Genomic DNA, 13,898 nt, shown 5'->3' on the forward strand with positions numbered 1-13,898 from the left:
AAAGACCGTCGAGAAGCGCCGGCTGACGTCTCTCTCGAGCCTTTAGGTGCGCCGATGCTGCACCGCATAACAGTCGCGATGGCTGATCGATCCATCGCAAAACACGAAGTATGGCCGACGCCGGCCGCGTCCTCGAGCCGGATATGAAGACCGGCATAGTCGAGCGTTGCGCGACCAAGATCGTGCTCGCCGAGTTCGGCATCTACCCATTCAGGATGGCTCTTCCGGTCATTGAAGATGATACTAGAGATGGAAAGATCGAGCTTCGACGCGGCTATGTGGACACGCCAGCGAATGACAGCAGCGAAGAAGACGAGGCGGCATGAGCAAGATCGAAATAACGACCGCCGACTGCGCGGCGGTGGAGACCTTCATCGGCAAGGTGCTCGACGCTTACAAGGCCGGGCAGATTGACCTTAGCCGAGCAACCGGAGCGCTTCAGCATCCGATGTTTGCGGCGCTTCGTGGCGACGTTGAAGAGCTTAAAGGCTACGTGCGGCGGGCAGGCGACGATCTGATGGACTGAAACACCTGGACGCCCGTCTCAACGGTGGGCGTCGGCCTTCTGCGCCTGATAGGTTTCCACAAGGAAGGTCGCGATCGAACCGGCCGTGTTGACCGCGAGGCTGGCATGGGGCGGCGATGGCTTCACGGGCAGCTTGCCGCCGCGCCCGTGCGAGTCGGACAGGCGGTTTCGCAATGTCCCGATCCCGTTCACGAGGTTCATGGCTCCGCCGAGGATCGCTTTGATCGGCTCTTCGGTGTGTTGGTTCGGCGCTAGGTTCAGCACCTTCGCGGCGCCGGCGTAGAGCTTCGGAAGATCGTCCTTGTCGGAATACGTCGCGCCCGTTTCGTCGAGGATGCGCTTTGTCACTGTCTCAAGAAGCGTCCGCGCAACCGTTATCGCGCCTTCAGGATCGCTATTTCGGCGAGCGATAGCTTTCACCCAGATTGCATGAACGCCGTCCGCGTCGAACGTTTCAAGAGCATCGGAGGCAACTTGATCGCCGGGCGCGGAATTTCGCCCTTCCAAGTGATCCACGAGAGGTGTGAAAGCCGCGCTTATGATCTGCCGGCGCTCTGCATAGCTTCCGGCCTCATGCTTGATGAAGGGCCAAAAGGCATCGAGGTTGCGGTAGGTGCGCACGAACTTCGGCAGCAAGTCCCGGATAACCGGATCGGCCATAAATTCGCGGCGAAGGTGCTCGTAAACGTGGTTGTCAGGTGAGCCGCCCGTCGCCGAAGCGGTGAGGATGCCCTCCATCATCGTGACCTGTTCGATGATCGAGTCTGGGATGTCGGTCATTTGGCTACCCACGGTGCGCGTCCCGGAGTTGCCACCACGCCAGCCCGCCTGTTTTTATATCCGTTTCAATGTAGCAGTTGTGATACTAATCCCGCGCTAAGTAGCTCAAATTATTGAAGAAAAACGGGTGGCGGAGACGGAGGGATTCGAACCCTCGAGGCCCGTTTCCAGGCCTGCTCATTTAGCAAACGAGTGCCTTCAGCCTCTCGGCCACGTCTCCACGCGGCGCAGGGGTACACGGGGGCGTCTGGGCGGTCAACGCCCGCAGGCGGCGTTCGTCGCCCTCGTGGCGTTCAGTTCGCCGAAATCCACTCGCGCGCCGCGCGCTGGGCCTCGGCGACCTCATGGGCCGTCATCTCCAGCGCCAGCTCCCGGCGCAGCCGGGCGGCGTCGGCGACGCCGGCCCGCGCCGCGAGATTGAACCATTTGTGGGCCGCGACCCGGTCGATCGGCGTCGAGCGTCCGATCGCGTGGCTGAGGCCGAGCTGGAGAAAAACCGAGCCCGAGCGAACCGCGCCAAGCGCGCCGTGCTCGATAAAGGACATGTCGAAGCGAGCCATCTGCCTGATCCCCTGTCGAACGACCTGTCAGAGGCCGTTCTCATCCTGGGCGGACATCTGAAGTCCGTCTCTGTAGTTCGGAGTATCGGAGCGGCTCTCTACCATGCGATTAAAACTTTACATGAATACGCGATAAATGAGATGAAAACAGATCGTAAAATTAGCCTCCGATTTACCGTGCCGTCTCAAGGCGATCTTGAAATCGTCCTGATGAGCGCGCGCGTGCGGGGTGTGACCGGGTTCACCTCCGGTCAACCATCGCCGCCGATCGAGCGGCGCAATCGGCGCGATCCCGAAAGTGACGAATGCGGCGCTGCGCTCCAGCTTCCGACGAACGGTCGTCGTGGGTCGCGGAGCAGGGCCAGGCAGGCGCGCGGAAAGCGCGGACCCGCTGCGTCGCGCGGTTAGGGAAAGCGAATCGACCGAAGGCCGCCGTGACGCAAGCCACGGCGACGCTGGCGTCGGCTTAGAGGCGCCGGCCGAGGATCACGCCCGCGAGGGTCGCGATCAGCACCATGTTGAGCGCGCGCTTGCGCCGCGCGCCCGGCGGGCGGGGCTGGGCCGGATCGGCGATCCGGGCAGCGCGCGCGCTGGTGATCGCGGCGCCCGCCGCGCCGACTTCCGCCCGCACCCGCTCGACAATCGGCGTCCGCGTGGGCTTCACGATCCGGGGCTCTCTCGTCCCGATGAAGGCGACAAGCGCCGCCACCAAGACAAGGAAGCCTCCGACCGCCGCGGCCGCTCCCGCCGGACCGAGCCAGGGTTCGACCGCGATCGCGGCGGCCGCGACCAGCGCGCCGAGACCGAGAAGCCCGACAACCCCTGCGAGCGAGAGATAGACGGCGGTGCGCTTAAGCCGGGCGATGCGACGCCCGACGTCCAGTGTGGCTATTCCGAATCCCGCCTGCAGCAGCAGGCGCCACATCAGCGCCGGCTCCGGCCGAGCGCGCCGACGACGTAGCCGACGCCGAGCGCGATCAGGACGGAGGTGAGCGGGTTCTGTTCGATCGTGGCGCTCAGATCGTCGGCGGCGGCCACGGCCCTGTCCTTCGCGTCGCCGGCCACGGCGGCGGCCTTGTCGACGCCCTCGCGGGCCGCGCTACGCGCCGTCGCGGCGCCGTCGGCGAGCAGGGTGGAGATCGTGTCGGTCAGCCGCGAGACGTCGTCCTTCAGCGCAGCGATGTCGGCGTTGAGCGCCGACGTGTCTGATCCGCCGGGGAGGGTGTCGGACATGATCTATTCTCCTGATGAAATTCCAAGGGGACGCTGAGCCAGACCGCTCCGCAAGAGGCGTCGTCATAAACCGCCGTACAAGCGAACGCATCTGCGGGCCGGATGTTCCGGAGTCTTCGGCTCAGGCGGTGCGGGCGCGCTGGCCGAACAGCATCTTCTGGGCGTCCTTGTCGTTGGCGAGGTCGAGCGTCGGAGCGTCGACCTTGATCGCCAGCCCCCGGGCTACCGCCGGCCGCGCCAGCATCGTCTCGAGCCAGCGCGCGACGTCGGGGAATTCGGCGATGTCCTGTCCCTGCTTGTCCCATAGCTTCGCCCAGCCGATCACGGCCATGTCGGCGATCGAATAGTCGCCGCAGATGAACTCGCGCCCCTTGAGCCGCGTATCGAGCACCCCGTAGAGCCGGTGCGCCTCGTTCACATAGCGGTCGATGGCGTAGGGGATCTTCTCCGGCGCATAGTTCCGGAAGTGATGGACCTGGCCGAGCATCGGCCCGAAGCCGCCCATCTGCCAGAACAGCCACTCCTCGACCTCGACGCGCGCGCGTTCCTCCGAGGGATAGAACCTGCCGGTCTTGCGGCCGAGATATTGCAGGATCGCGCCGGACTCGAAGACCGATATCGGCTGGCCGCCGGGACCGTCGGGATCGACGATCGCCGGCATCTTGTTGTTGGGAGAGATCTTGAGGAACGACGGCTCGAACTGCTCGCCCTTGCCGATGTTCACGGGGCGGACCTGATAGGGCAGGCCGCATTCCTCCAGCATGATGGCGATCTTCCAGCCGTTTGGCGTCGGCCAGTAATGGAGTTCGATCGGCGGGGTCGTGGCTTCGGCCATCGATGGCCTCCTGCGTCTGAAGTGATCGCGGCGGACGAAATCGAGGTCCGCATCGCTGGAAAGCTAGACGGCGCAGCGCCATCGGCAAGCGCCAAGACTCTGCGTTACGTCAGCGCGGCGCGTCCTCCGCCGGGGATGCGTCATGACGCGCCTCCCGCTATGGTTCGATCGAGAGCGCCGATGGACGCTCCTCGCTCTGGACCGGACATGCTGGATAAACTCGATTTTCTGCTGGCGCTCGCTCAGGAGCGCCACTTCGGACGCGCGGCGGAAGCGTGCGGAGTCACTCAGCCGACCCTGTCGGCCGGCGTCAAGCAGCTCGAGGATGTGCTCGGGGTGCGCCTCGTCGAACGCGGATCCCGGTTCCACGGCTTCACGCCGGAGGGCGAACGGACGCTGGAATGGGCGCGGCGTATCGTCGGGGACGCCCGCGCGATGCGGCAGGACATCGACGCGCTGAAGCGCGGCGTCGTCGGGCACCTCCGGATCGCCGCGATCCCGACGGCGCTGCCGATGGTGGCGCAGCTCACGACGCCTTACCGCGCCCATCATCCGGACGTCCGCTTCACGATCCTGAGCCGGACGTCGCTCGAGATCGGGACCGCGCTCGACAATCTCGAGATCGACGCCGGCGTCACCTATCTCGACAACGAGCCGATCGGTCGGGTCTCCGCGGTGCCGATCTGGCGCGAGGGCTATCGCCTCCTGACGGCCGCGGACTCGGCCCTCGGCGATCGTGAGACCGTGACCTGGCGGGACGTCGGCCGCGTGCCGCTCTGCCTGCTCACGCCCGACATGCAGAACCGCCGGATCGTCGAAGGATTGCTGCGGGAGGCCGGCGTCGCCCCCGCGCCGACGCTGGAGTCGGACTCCACCGTGGTGCTGTTCGCCCACGTGCGGACCGGGGCCTGGGCCAGCATCATGCCTCAGACGTTCGGCGAGACGATGGGGCTGCCCGACAACATCCGCTCCATTCCGATCGTCGATCCGGAAGTGGTGCACACGGTGGGTCTGGTGGTGCCGCACCGTGAGCCCATGACGCCGGCCACGAAGGTGCTGGTCGCCGAGGCGAAAGCGCTCGCGGCGCGTCTGGACCCCGCGAGGCGCGCCATCGAGGTCGCGTGATAGGACTTTCCTATGACGTGACGGGAAACTGGCATTGATAATGGAGTAAGGAAGACCCACAGTCTGGGATAAGAAAAAATATAGAGTGGAGGATGCGCAGCCCCATGGCTATCGGCCAACTTGCCGCATTGGGCTCAGCGCGCGGACGGTTCGAAACCTGGACGCCTGCGCGTGGCTCGGAGATCATAGCGGATCATATTGCGCTGGAGGGGCCGGCGCTGCCGATCCTGCACGCGATGCAGGAGGCGTTCGGCTACGTCCCTCAGGACGCAGTGCCGATGATCGCGGAGGCGCTGAACCTCTCGCGCGCCGAGGTGCACGGCACCGTCACGTTTTATCACGACTTCCGGCATGAGCCCGCGGGCAAGCACGTCGTGAAGGTGTGCGTCGCCGAGGCCTGCCAGGCCGCCGGCGCGAACGAGACCTCCGCCAAGGTCGCGAAGGCGCTCAACGTTGGCTTCGGCGAGACCCGCCCCGACGGCCAGGTGACGCTGGAGCCGATCTACTGCCTCGGGCTGTGCGCTTGCTCTCCGTCCGCGATGGTCGACGGACGCCTGATCGGCCGGCTCGACGACGATGCGATCGAAGAGATCGCCGCCGAGGTGCGCCAGTGACCGCGCGTATCTACGTTCCCGGCGACGCGGGCGCGGTCGCGCTCGGCGCGGACAGGGTCGCTCGGGCCTTCGCCGACGCGTTCGCGCGCCGCGGACTGGACGTCGAGATCGTGCGCAATGGGTCGCGCGGCATGTTCTGGCTCGAGCCGCTGGTCGAGGTCGTCACTCCCTTCGGCCGTCGCGTCGGTTACGGACCGGTCAAGGCCCGGGACGTCGAGACGCTGATCGACGACGGCCTTCTCGAGGGCAAGGGCGACGCGCTCAGCCTCGGCGACGTCGAGAAAATCCCGTTCTTCGCCAAGCAGGAGCGCTTCACCTTCAAGCGGGTCGGTCTGACAGACCCCGTGTCGCTCGACGACTACCGCGCCTATGGCGGCTACAAGGGCCTCGAGCGCGCGATCGAGCTCGGCGCGCCGGCCACGGTCGAAGAGGTGTTCAATTCCGGACTGCGCGGCCGCGGCGGCGCCGGCTTCCCGACCGGCATCAAGTGGCGGACGGTCGCCGCCTGTCCTCCGGGCCAGAAATACATCGTCTGCAACGCGGACGAGGGCGACAGCGGCACCTTCGCGGATCGCATGCTCATGGAGGGCGACCCCTTCCAGCTCATCGAGGGCATGACGATCGCGGGGCTCGCGGTCGGCGCGACCAAGGGCTACGTCTACTGCCGCTCCGAATATCCGCACGCGATCGCCGCCATGAACAAGGCGATCGTCGCGGCGCGCAGGGGCGGATATCTCGGCAGCCGCGTCGCGGGCTCCGACTACGACTTCGACATGGAGATCCGCCAGGGCGCGGGCGCCTATGTATGCGGCGAGGAGACCTCGCTGCTCGAGAGCCTCGAGGGCCGCCGCGGCCTGGTCCGCGCCAAGCCGCCGCTGCCGGCGCACAAGGGCCTGTTCGGCAAGCCCACCGTGATCAACAACGTGATCTCGCTCGGCTCCGTGCCGTTCATCCTGGCCGAAGGCGCGAAGGCCTACGCCGACGTCGGCTTCGGCCGGTCCCGCGGCACCATGCCGATCCAGCTCGCGGGCAACGTGAAGCATGGCGGACTGTACGAGATCGCCTTCGGCGTCACGCTCGGCGAGCTTGTGGACGACGTCGCAGGCGGAACGTTCACCGGCAAGCCGGTTCGCGCCGTGCAGGTCGGCGGTCCGCTCGGGGCCTACCTTCCCCGCCACCAGTTCGACACGCCGTTCGACTACGAGTCCTTCGCCAAGCTCGACGCGTTGATCGGGCATGGCGGCGTCGTCATCTTCGACGAAGACGTCAACATGGCTCACATGGCCCGGTTCGCCATGGAGTTCTGCGCGGTCGAAAGCTGCGGCAAGTGCACGCCCTGCCGCATCGGCTCGACCCGCGGCGTTGAAACTCTCGACAAGGTCATCGCCGGCGTCGATCGCGAACGAAATCTCGCGATCGTGGAAGACCTCTGCAACACCATGAAGCTCGGTTCGCTGTGCGCGCTCGGGGGCTTCACGCCTTATCCCGTCATGAGCGCGCTCACCCATTTCCCCGAAGACTTCGGAAGGGGCTCGCCCCTGTCCGTGGCAGCGGAGTGAGGAGGAACCAATGTCCCTCATCCATGAGATCGACTACGGCACCCCGGTCTCCAAATCGGAGAAGATGGTCACGCTGACCATCGACGGAGAGAAGATCACCGTCCCCGAGGGCACCTCGATCATGCGGGCGGCGATGGACGCCGGCAACGCGATCCCGAAGCTCTGCGCGACCGACTCGGTCGAGGCCTACGGCTCCTGCCGGCTGTGCCTGATCGAGATCGAGGGCCGCAACGGCACCCCGGCGTCCTGCACCACGCCCGTCCAGGACGGCATCGTGGTCAAGACCCAGACGCCGCGGCTGAAGCAGCTCCGCAAGGGCGTGATGGAGCTCTACATCTCCGATCACCCGCTCGACTGCCTGACCTGCTCGGCGAACGGCGACTGCGAGCTGCAGGAGCAGGCCGGCGTCGTGGGCCTCCGCGAGGTCCGCTACGGCTACGAGGGCAACAACCACATCGTCTCCAAGAAGGACGAGTCGAACCCGTACTTCACCTACGACCCGTCGAAGTGCATCGTCTGCTCGCGCTGCGTCCGGGCCTGCGAGGAGGTGCAGGGCACCTTCGCGCTGACGATCTCCGGCCGCGGCTTCGAGAGCCGGGTCTCGCCGGGCATGGACGAGGCCTTCATCACCTCCGAATGCGTCTCCTGCGGCGCCTGCGTGCAGGCCTGCCCGACGGCGACGCTGATGGAGAAGTCCGTCATCGAGATCGGCACGCCCGAGCATTCCAAGGTCACGACCTGCGCCTATTGCGGCGTCGGCTGCACCTTCAAGGCCGAGATGCGCGGCGACGAGCTCGTCCGCATGGTCCCCTACAAGGACGGCAAGGCGAATCACGGCCATTCCTGCGTGAAGGGCCGCTTCGCCTACGGCTACGCCCAGCACAGGGACCGCATCCTCAAGCCGATGATCCGCGCGCAGATCACCGATCCCTGGCGTGAAGTCAGCTGGGAGGAGGCGATCGAATACACCGCGTCCGAGTTCAAGCGCATCCAGGCCAAGCACGGGCGGTCGTCGATCGGCGGCATCACCTCGTCGCGCTGCACCAACGAGGAGACCTACCTCGTCCAGAAGCTGGTGCGGGCGGGCTTCGGCAACAACAACGTCGACACCTGCGCTCGGGTCTGCCACTCGCCGACCGGCTACGGCCTGAAGACGACCTTCGGCACCTCCGCCGGCACGCAGGACTTCGACAGCGTCGAATTCTCCGACGTGATCCTCGTCATCGGCGCCAACCCGACCGACGGCCATCCCGTGTTCGGCAGCCGGATGAAGAAGCGCCTGCGCGACGGTGCCCGACTGATCGTCGTCGACCCGCGCCGCATCGACCTCGTGAAAAGCCCGCACATCCGCGCGGACCATCACCTGCCGCTGAAGCCGGGCACCAACGTCGCGCTGGTGACAGCGCTCGCCCACGTCATCGTCACCGAGGATCTGGTCGACCACGACTTCGTCCGCGAGCGCGCGGACCTCGACACGTTCAACGACTGGGCCGCCTTCGTCGCCGAGGAGCGGCATTCTCCGGAGGCGACCGAGCTCGTCACCGGCGTGCCGGCGAACCTCGTGCGCGACGCCGCCCGGCTCTACGCCACCGGCGGCAACGCGGCGATCTATTACGGCCTCGGCGTCACCGAGCACAGCCAGGGCTCGACCACCGTCATGGCGATCGCGAACCTCGCGATGGCGACCGGCAATATCGGCCGTGAGGGCGTCGGCGTGAACCCGCTGCGCGGGCAGAACAACGTGCAGGGCTCGTGCGACATGGGTTCGTTCCCGCACGAATATCCCGGCTATCGCCACGTCAGCCAGGACGACACGCGCGAGCTGTTCGAGAAGCTGTGGGGCGTGCCGCTCGACCCGGAGCCGGGCCTGCGCATCCCGAACATGCTGGACGCCGCGGTCGACGGCACCTTCCTCGGCCTCTACGTCCAGGGCGAGGACATCGCGCAGTCCGACCCCGACGCCAAGCACGTCATCGGCGGCCTCAAGGCGATGGAATGCGTCGTCGTGCAGGACCTGTTCCTGAACGAGACCGCGAACTACGCGCACATCTTCCTGCCGGGCTGCTCCTTCCTCGAGAAGGACGGCACCTTCACCAACGCCGAGCGCCGCATCCAGCGCATCCGCAAGGTGATGGCGCCGAAGAACGGCTACGCCGACTGGGAGATCACGCTGATGATCGCCAAGGCGATGGGCTACGAGATGGACTATAGCCATCCCTCGGAGATCATGGACGAGATCGCCGGCGCCACGCCAAGCTTCTCAGGCGTCTCTTTCGCCAAGCTCGAGGAGCTCGGTTCGATCCAGTGGCCGTGCAACGACGAGGCGCCGCTGGGCACGCCGACCATGCACATCGGCGAGTTCGTCCGCGGCAAGGGCAACTTCGTGTTGACCGAATATGTGGGCACCGACGAGAAGGTCGGCCCGCGTTTCCCGCTGCTGCTGACCACCGGCCGCATCCTCAGCCAGTACAATGTCGGCGCGCAGACCCGCCGCACCGAGAACTCGCGTTGGCATGAAGAGGACCGGCTGGAGATCCACCCGGCCGACGCCGAGGATCGCGGCGTTCGCGACGGCGACTGGGTGATGCTCAGGAGCCGGGCCGGCGAGACCAGCCTTCGCGCGCTGATCACCGACCGCGTGGCGCCGGGCGTCGTCTATACGACGTTCCACCATCCGAATACGCAGGCCAACGTCATCACCACCGACTTCTCGGACTGGGCGACCAACTGCCCGGAATACAAGGTGACGGCGGTGCAGGTCGCGCCTTCGAACGGGCCGAGCGCCTGGCAGGAGGAGTACGAGGAGCACTCCAAGGCCAGCCGCCGGATCCTGGCGGAAGCCGCGGAGTAAGCGGGTGGTCCTCGGGGGCCGGGAATAAACCTCGTCGTCCTCCGGCTTGGCCGGAGGACCCATCGTTGGCGTGAAGCGCGTGGGTCGGCATCGATGGGCCGGTCAAGCCGGGCCACGACGAGCTTTAATCTTCACCCTGAGAGCCCTACCTCGACGCTATGAGCACTCTACCGCCCCCCATCGCCCGTATCTCCCGCGCCGTCTGGCGCGACGGGGAATTGCGCGAAACCTCCGACCGGGCGACGCCCGAGGAGACCGCGATCGCGATGGTCTATGACGGCGGCACCCAGGCCGTGATGATGGCTACGCCCGCCGACGTCGAGGATTTCGCGGTCGGCTTCAGTCTGACCGAGGGCATCGTCGCGGGCCTGGACGAGATCGAGAGCCTCGAGGTCGTCGATCATGACGGCGTCGGCCTCGAAGCGCGCATGTGGCTCGCAAAAGACCGCGCGCGCAGCCTCACCAGCCGCCGCCGCAACCTCGCCGGCCCGACGGGCTGCGGCCTGTGCGGGATCGACAGCCTCGAGCAGGCTGTGAAGGCCGCGCGGCATGTGACGGCCGAGACGGTGTTTTCCGCGCAGGATATCCACGATGCGCTCGACGCGCTGTCACGCGCGCAGTCGCTCAATTTCGCCACCCGCGCGGTCCATGGCGCCGGCTTTTATCGGCCGGGGCAGGGGCTGATCGCGGCGCGCGAGGACGTCGGGCGCCACAACGCGCTCGACAAGCTCGCCGGCTGTCTCGCCCGCACGGGCGAAGACGCGACGACCGGATTCGTCGTGCTGACGAGCCGCGTCTCCGTCGAGATGATCCAGAAGGCCGCCGTGATCGGCGTAGGGCTGGTCGTCGCCGTCTCTGCGCCGACGGCGCTTGGAGTGCGCATGGCCGACGAGGCCGGGATCACGCTGGCGGCCATCGCCCGCGGCGACGGTTTCGAAGTCTTCACCTATCCCCACCGCATCGTCGCCGCTCCCGGAGCAGCGCTTGTCGCCGGAGCATCCGCACCATGAGCGAACTTTCCCACGCCGACGCGGCCCATGACGAAGGTCATCCTCACAAGACCACCCTCGACCGCCTGATCTACATGGCGAACCAGATCGGCTGGTTCTTCAATAGCCAGCCGGAGGAGAAGATCGTTCCGGGCATCCTCGACCACATCCAGCACTTCTGGGATCCGCGGATGCGCTCCGAGATCTTCCGGCATCTCGCAAAAGGCGGCGCGGGTCTCGAGCCGCCGGTGCTGGAGGCCTTGACGATCCTGAAGGAAGCCGATGAAGGCAGGCGCGCGACGCGGGGCGAGGCCGAGATGGTGCCGACCAACCAGCCGCGCACCGGAGAGGCTTCGCAGGACCATCCGGGCCCGTCGAAGGACAAGCACGGCGTGACGCCGAAGCCGAAGTTCGACTCCTGACGCTGACGCAGTCTGCTCTGTCGCCTCGCGCGCGCTATCTGCATCCCGGGCAGGGCGGCCGCAGGGTGAAATCGTGACGCTGAACAGTAAGCCGCTTTTCTCGGTCGCCCGCTGGACGCCGTCCTGGCGTCTGCCGGAGTTCGGCACGCTGATCGCGTTCCTCGCCTGCTCCGCGCTCGGCTTCGCGTTCCTGCGCATCGCCGAGGAGATGGCGGAGGGCGATGTCCGCGGGTTCGACGAGGCGATCCTTCTCGCGTTCCGGAACCCGCTCGACACCGCGCGGCCGATCGGCCCGTCCTGGCTCGAAGGCTCGATGATCGACATCACGAGCCTCGGCGGCGTGACCGTGCTGACGATGATCGCGACGCTGGTGGTCGCCTATCTGGTCGTCACGGCACGGTACGCGAACGCCGCGCTGGTGACGGCGTCCGTGGTCGGCGGGGCGATCCTGACGAGAGCCATGAAGTTCAGCTTCGCCCGCCCGCGGCCGGAACTCGTCGACCATCTCGTGCCGGTCAGCTCGATGAGCTTTCCAAGCGGCCACGCGATGACGTCCGCGATCACCTATCTGACGCTGGGCGCTCTGCTCGCCCGGACCGAGAAGCGGTTCCGGGTCCGGGCTCTGATTTTCTCGGTCGCGGTGTTGCTCACGCTCGCAATCGGGGTCAGCCGGGTGTATCTCGGCGTGCATTATCCGACCGACGTGCTCGCCGGCTGGAGCCTCGGCGGAGCCTGGGCGCTGCTCTGCTGGACGGTGGCGCGCGTGCTGCGGCCCGCCGACAACGCGGTGAACTCGGGCTGACGCAACGGGCGTTCCGAACTTTCAGACGAGGCCGCTTGGCCTCCGGGCTTTAGCTGGGTATTCCGCGTCCATGGCTCCCATCGCGCTCACCATCGCCGGATCGGACTCCTCCGGGGGCGCCGGAATCCAGGCGGACCTCAAGACCTTCTCGGCGCTCGGCGTCTACGGCGCCTCGGTCGTCGTCGCGCTGACCGCGCAGAACACGCACGGCGTGACCGCGATCCACGACGCGCCGGCCGAGTTCATCACAGCGCAGATCGACGCCGTGATGACCGATCTCGACGTCAAGGCGGTCAAGATCGGCATGGTTTCGCAGGCCGCCTCCATCGAGGCCATCGCCGCGGGCCTCGACCGCCATGGTCCCGAATGGATCGTGGTCGACCCCGTGATGGTCTCGACCTCCGGCGCCAAGCTGCTTTCGGATTCAGCCGTCGAGGCGCTGATGACGCGGCTCGTGCCGCGCGGATCGCTGCTGACGCCGAACCTCGCGGAAGCCGCGGCGCTGCTCGACCGGGCTCCGGCCCGCGACCTGGAGGAGATGGAGGGGCAGGGCAGGGCGCTGCAGGCGCTCGGCGCGCGCGCGGTGCTGATCAAAGGCGGGCACGGCGAGGGGCCGGAGAGCATCGACGTTTTCATCGACGCCGACGGCCTGGCGCACCGGCTCGCCGCCCCGCGGCGGACGACGCGGAACACTCACGGCACGGGCTGCACGCTGTCCTCGGCGATCGCGGCCGGGCTCGCGCTCGGCCGCCCGCTGGAGCGTGCGATCACGGAGGCGAAAGCCTATCTCGGCGAGGCGCTCGACGGGGCCGACCAGCTCCGGATCGGCTCGGGTCATGGGCCCGTGCACCATTTCGTCCGCTGGTGGTCGGATGAACCGTCGCTTGCGCGCAAACCCGCCGCCGAATAGGTTTGTCCGCTAAGCCGGACGTTTGTTCGGCGCATCAAACGGAGCGGGGACGGATGGCTGGGCGTGGACGGGCCGAGATCGAGAGCGGGGCGTCATTCGTCTCCGGGCAGCTCGGCAAGACGGTCCAGCGGCTGCGCAAGGCCTACAATCTCTCGCTGTCGGAACTCGCCGAGCAGTCCGGGGTCGCGAAGTCGATCATCAGCCAGATCGAGCGCAACGAGACCAATCCGACGCTCGCCACCATCTGGCGCCTCAGCCAGGCGCTCGACGTGTCGATCGAGCGGGTGCTCGCCTCCGCCGACGAGGAGCCCTTCGTCGAGAAGCTGGCGCGCAGGGACACCCCTTACATCGTCTCCGACGACGGCAAGATGCGGCTGTCGATTATCGGCTGGATCAAGACCGTCGAGTGGCTGCAGTGGTACGACGTCGCCGCCGAGCCGGGCGGGACGCTCGAGTCCGAAGGCCACCAGCGCGGCTCCCTCGAATGCCTCTCCGTGCTGTCCGGCGAAGCAGAGGTCACGGTGGCGGGCGTCGTCGAGCACGCCAAGGCCGGCGAGACGCTGCGCTACCGCTGCGACCGGCCGCACCTCATCCGCGCCGTCGGCAAGACCCCGCTGCACGCGACCATGGTGTGCATCATGAAGGCCGCAGTGATGGAATGAGAGACCTTCTCTCCCGGCTCATCCGGGAGA

General features: G+C 66.9%; 15 protein-coding genes, 1 tRNA gene and 1 pseudogene. 11 read left to right on the top strand and 6 right to left on the bottom strand.

Going from position 1 to position 13,898, the window contains the following annotated elements; translation table 11 throughout:
- The first annotated feature begins 110 nt into the window (after window positions 1-110).
- Complete coding sequence (locus PKE75_RS08395) at window positions 111-326, top strand: hypothetical protein (RefSeq protein ID WP_271168258.1); 216 nt, start codon at window positions 111-113, stop codon at window positions 324-326.
- The gene (locus PKE75_RS08400; protein WP_271168259.1) at window positions 323-526 is read left to right on the top strand and encodes a hypothetical protein; all 204 of its coding nucleotides are present in this window, start codon (window positions 323-325) and stop codon (window positions 524-526) included. The genes PKE75_RS08395 and PKE75_RS08400 overlap by 4 nt, the downstream gene beginning before the upstream one ends.
- A gap of 18 nt (window positions 527-544) precedes the next feature.
- Here PKE75_RS08400 and PKE75_RS08405 read toward each other — a convergent pair whose 3' ends face one another.
- From PKE75_RS08405 to PKE75_RS08430, 6 genes are all read right to left on the bottom strand, one after another.
- Window positions 545-1,306 (bottom strand): abortive infection family protein, encoded by a 762-nt coding sequence (locus tag PKE75_RS08405; RefSeq protein ID WP_271168260.1) that lies wholly within the window; start codon window positions 1,304-1,306, stop codon window positions 545-547.
- Between the two features lie 128 nt (window positions 1,307-1,434).
- A tRNA-Ser gene (locus PKE75_RS08410) sits at window positions 1,435-1,526 on the bottom strand.
- Between the two features lie 73 nt (window positions 1,527-1,599).
- Window positions 1,600-1,866: a sel1 repeat family protein gene (locus PKE75_RS08415; protein WP_271168261.1), complete on the bottom strand. Its 267-nt coding sequence runs from the start codon at window positions 1,864-1,866 to the stop codon at window positions 1,600-1,602.
- A 466-nt stretch (window positions 1,867-2,332) separates the two neighbouring features.
- Window positions 2,333-2,791 carry a phage holin family protein gene (locus PKE75_RS08420; RefSeq protein WP_271168262.1) on the bottom strand — a complete coding sequence of 153 codons (459 nt, stop codon included), beginning with the start codon at window positions 2,789-2,791 and terminating at the stop codon, window positions 2,333-2,335.
- Window positions 2,791-3,099 (bottom strand): ElaB/YgaM/YqjD family protein, encoded by a 309-nt coding sequence (locus PKE75_RS08425; RefSeq protein WP_271168263.1) that lies wholly within the window; start codon window positions 3,097-3,099, stop codon window positions 2,791-2,793. The genes PKE75_RS08420 and PKE75_RS08425 overlap by 1 nt, the downstream gene beginning before the upstream one ends.
- A 121-nt stretch (window positions 3,100-3,220) precedes the next feature.
- A complete protein-coding gene (locus PKE75_RS08430) occupies window positions 3,221-3,934 on the bottom strand; it encodes a glutathione S-transferase N-terminal domain-containing protein (protein ID WP_271168264.1) in 714 nt (237 codons plus the stop codon).
- Window positions 3,935-4,141: 207 nt separating this feature from the next.
- Between PKE75_RS08430 and PKE75_RS08435 the strand changes: the two genes are divergently transcribed.
- From PKE75_RS08435 to PKE75_RS08475, 9 genes and pseudogenes are all read left to right on the top strand, one after another.
- Window positions 4,142-5,059 (top strand): LysR family transcriptional regulator, encoded by a 918-nt coding sequence (locus PKE75_RS08435; protein ID WP_271168265.1) that lies wholly within the window; start codon window positions 4,142-4,144, stop codon window positions 5,057-5,059.
- Window positions 5,060-5,163: 104 nt separating this feature from the next.
- Window positions 5,164-5,673: a formate dehydrogenase subunit gamma gene (locus PKE75_RS08440; protein WP_271168266.1), complete on the top strand. Its 510-nt coding sequence runs from the start codon at window positions 5,164-5,166 to the stop codon at window positions 5,671-5,673.
- Window positions 5,670-7,232 (top strand): formate dehydrogenase beta subunit, encoded by a 1,563-nt coding sequence (locus PKE75_RS08445; protein ID WP_271168267.1) that lies wholly within the window; start codon window positions 5,670-5,672, stop codon window positions 7,230-7,232. Before PKE75_RS08440 ends, PKE75_RS08445 begins: the two co-directional genes overlap by 4 nt.
- Window positions 7,233-7,242: 10 nt before the next feature.
- On the top strand, window positions 7,243-10,083 hold the full coding sequence (gene fdhF, locus PKE75_RS08450; protein ID WP_271168268.1) for a formate dehydrogenase subunit alpha: 2,841 nt from the start codon (window positions 7,243-7,245) through the stop codon (window positions 10,081-10,083).
- 158 nt (window positions 10,084-10,241) lie between these two features.
- On the top strand, window positions 10,242-11,093 hold the full coding sequence (gene fdhD, locus PKE75_RS08455; RefSeq protein WP_271168269.1) for a formate dehydrogenase accessory sulfurtransferase FdhD: 852 nt from the start codon (window positions 10,242-10,244) through the stop codon (window positions 11,091-11,093).
- Between the two features lie 74 nt (window positions 11,094-11,167).
- A pseudogene (locus tag PKE75_RS08460) lies at window positions 11,168-11,353 on the top strand (formate dehydrogenase subunit delta); the annotation flags it as partial.
- A gap of 214 nt (window positions 11,354-11,567) precedes the next feature.
- Window positions 11,568-12,296, top strand: a complete 729-nt coding sequence (locus PKE75_RS08465; RefSeq protein ID WP_271168270.1) for a phosphatase PAP2 family protein — start codon at window positions 11,568-11,570, stop codon at window positions 12,294-12,296.
- Between the two features lie 70 nt (window positions 12,297-12,366).
- Complete coding sequence (gene thiD / locus PKE75_RS08470) at window positions 12,367-13,206, top strand: bifunctional hydroxymethylpyrimidine kinase/phosphomethylpyrimidine kinase (protein WP_271168271.1); 840 nt, start codon at window positions 12,367-12,369, stop codon at window positions 13,204-13,206.
- Between the two features lie 53 nt (window positions 13,207-13,259).
- Window positions 13,260-13,868 (top strand): helix-turn-helix domain-containing protein, encoded by a 609-nt coding sequence (locus tag PKE75_RS08475; protein ID WP_271168272.1) that lies wholly within the window; start codon window positions 13,260-13,262, stop codon window positions 13,866-13,868.
- Window positions 13,869-13,898 lie beyond the last annotated feature (30 nt).

Source organism: Hansschlegelia plantiphila, from assembly GCF_027922265.1.
Taxonomy (GTDB): Bacteria; Pseudomonadota; Alphaproteobacteria; order Rhizobiales; family Methylopilaceae; genus Methylopila; species Methylopila plantiphila.

What these genes read in the sequence shown, in the direction of transcription:
- thiD (WP_271168271.1), top strand. Translation starts at nt 12,367, where the DNA reads ATGGCTCCCATCGCGCTCACCATCGCCGGATCGGACTCCTCCGGGGGC.
- PKE75_RS08425 (WP_271168263.1), bottom strand. Translation starts at nt 3,099, where the DNA reads ATGTCCGACACCCTCCCCGGCGGATCAGACACGTCGGCGCTCAACGCC.
- PKE75_RS08415 (WP_271168261.1), bottom strand. Translation starts at nt 1,866, where the DNA reads ATGGCTCGCTTCGACATGTCCTTTATCGAGCACGGCGCGCTTGGCGCG.
- PKE75_RS08475 (WP_271168272.1), top strand. Translation starts at nt 13,260, where the DNA reads ATGGCTGGGCGTGGACGGGCCGAGATCGAGAGCGGGGCGTCATTCGTC.
- PKE75_RS08430 (WP_271168264.1), bottom strand. Translation starts at nt 3,934, where the DNA reads ATGGCCGAAGCCACGACCCCGCCGATCGAACTCCATTACTGGCCGACG.
- PKE75_RS08420 (WP_271168262.1), bottom strand. Translation starts at nt 2,791, where the DNA reads ATGTGGCGCCTGCTGCTGCAGGCGGGATTCGGAATAGCCACACTGGAC.
- PKE75_RS08440 (WP_271168266.1), top strand. Translation starts at nt 5,164, where the DNA reads ATGGCTATCGGCCAACTTGCCGCATTGGGCTCAGCGCGCGGACGGTTC.
- fdhF (WP_271168268.1), top strand. Translation starts at nt 7,243, where the DNA reads ATGTCCCTCATCCATGAGATCGACTACGGCACCCCGGTCTCCAAATCG.
- PKE75_RS08405 (WP_271168260.1), bottom strand. Translation starts at nt 1,306, where the DNA reads ATGACCGACATCCCAGACTCGATCATCGAACAGGTCACGATGATGGAG.
- PKE75_RS08395 (WP_271168258.1), top strand. Translation starts at nt 111, where the DNA reads ATGGCCGACGCCGGCCGCGTCCTCGAGCCGGATATGAAGACCGGCATA.
- PKE75_RS08400 (WP_271168259.1), top strand. Translation starts at nt 323, where the DNA reads ATGAGCAAGATCGAAATAACGACCGCCGACTGCGCGGCGGTGGAGACC.
- fdhD (WP_271168269.1), top strand. Translation starts at nt 10,242, where the DNA reads ATGAGCACTCTACCGCCCCCCATCGCCCGTATCTCCCGCGCCGTCTGG.
- PKE75_RS08435 (WP_271168265.1), top strand. Translation starts at nt 4,142, where the DNA reads ATGCTGGATAAACTCGATTTTCTGCTGGCGCTCGCTCAGGAGCGCCAC.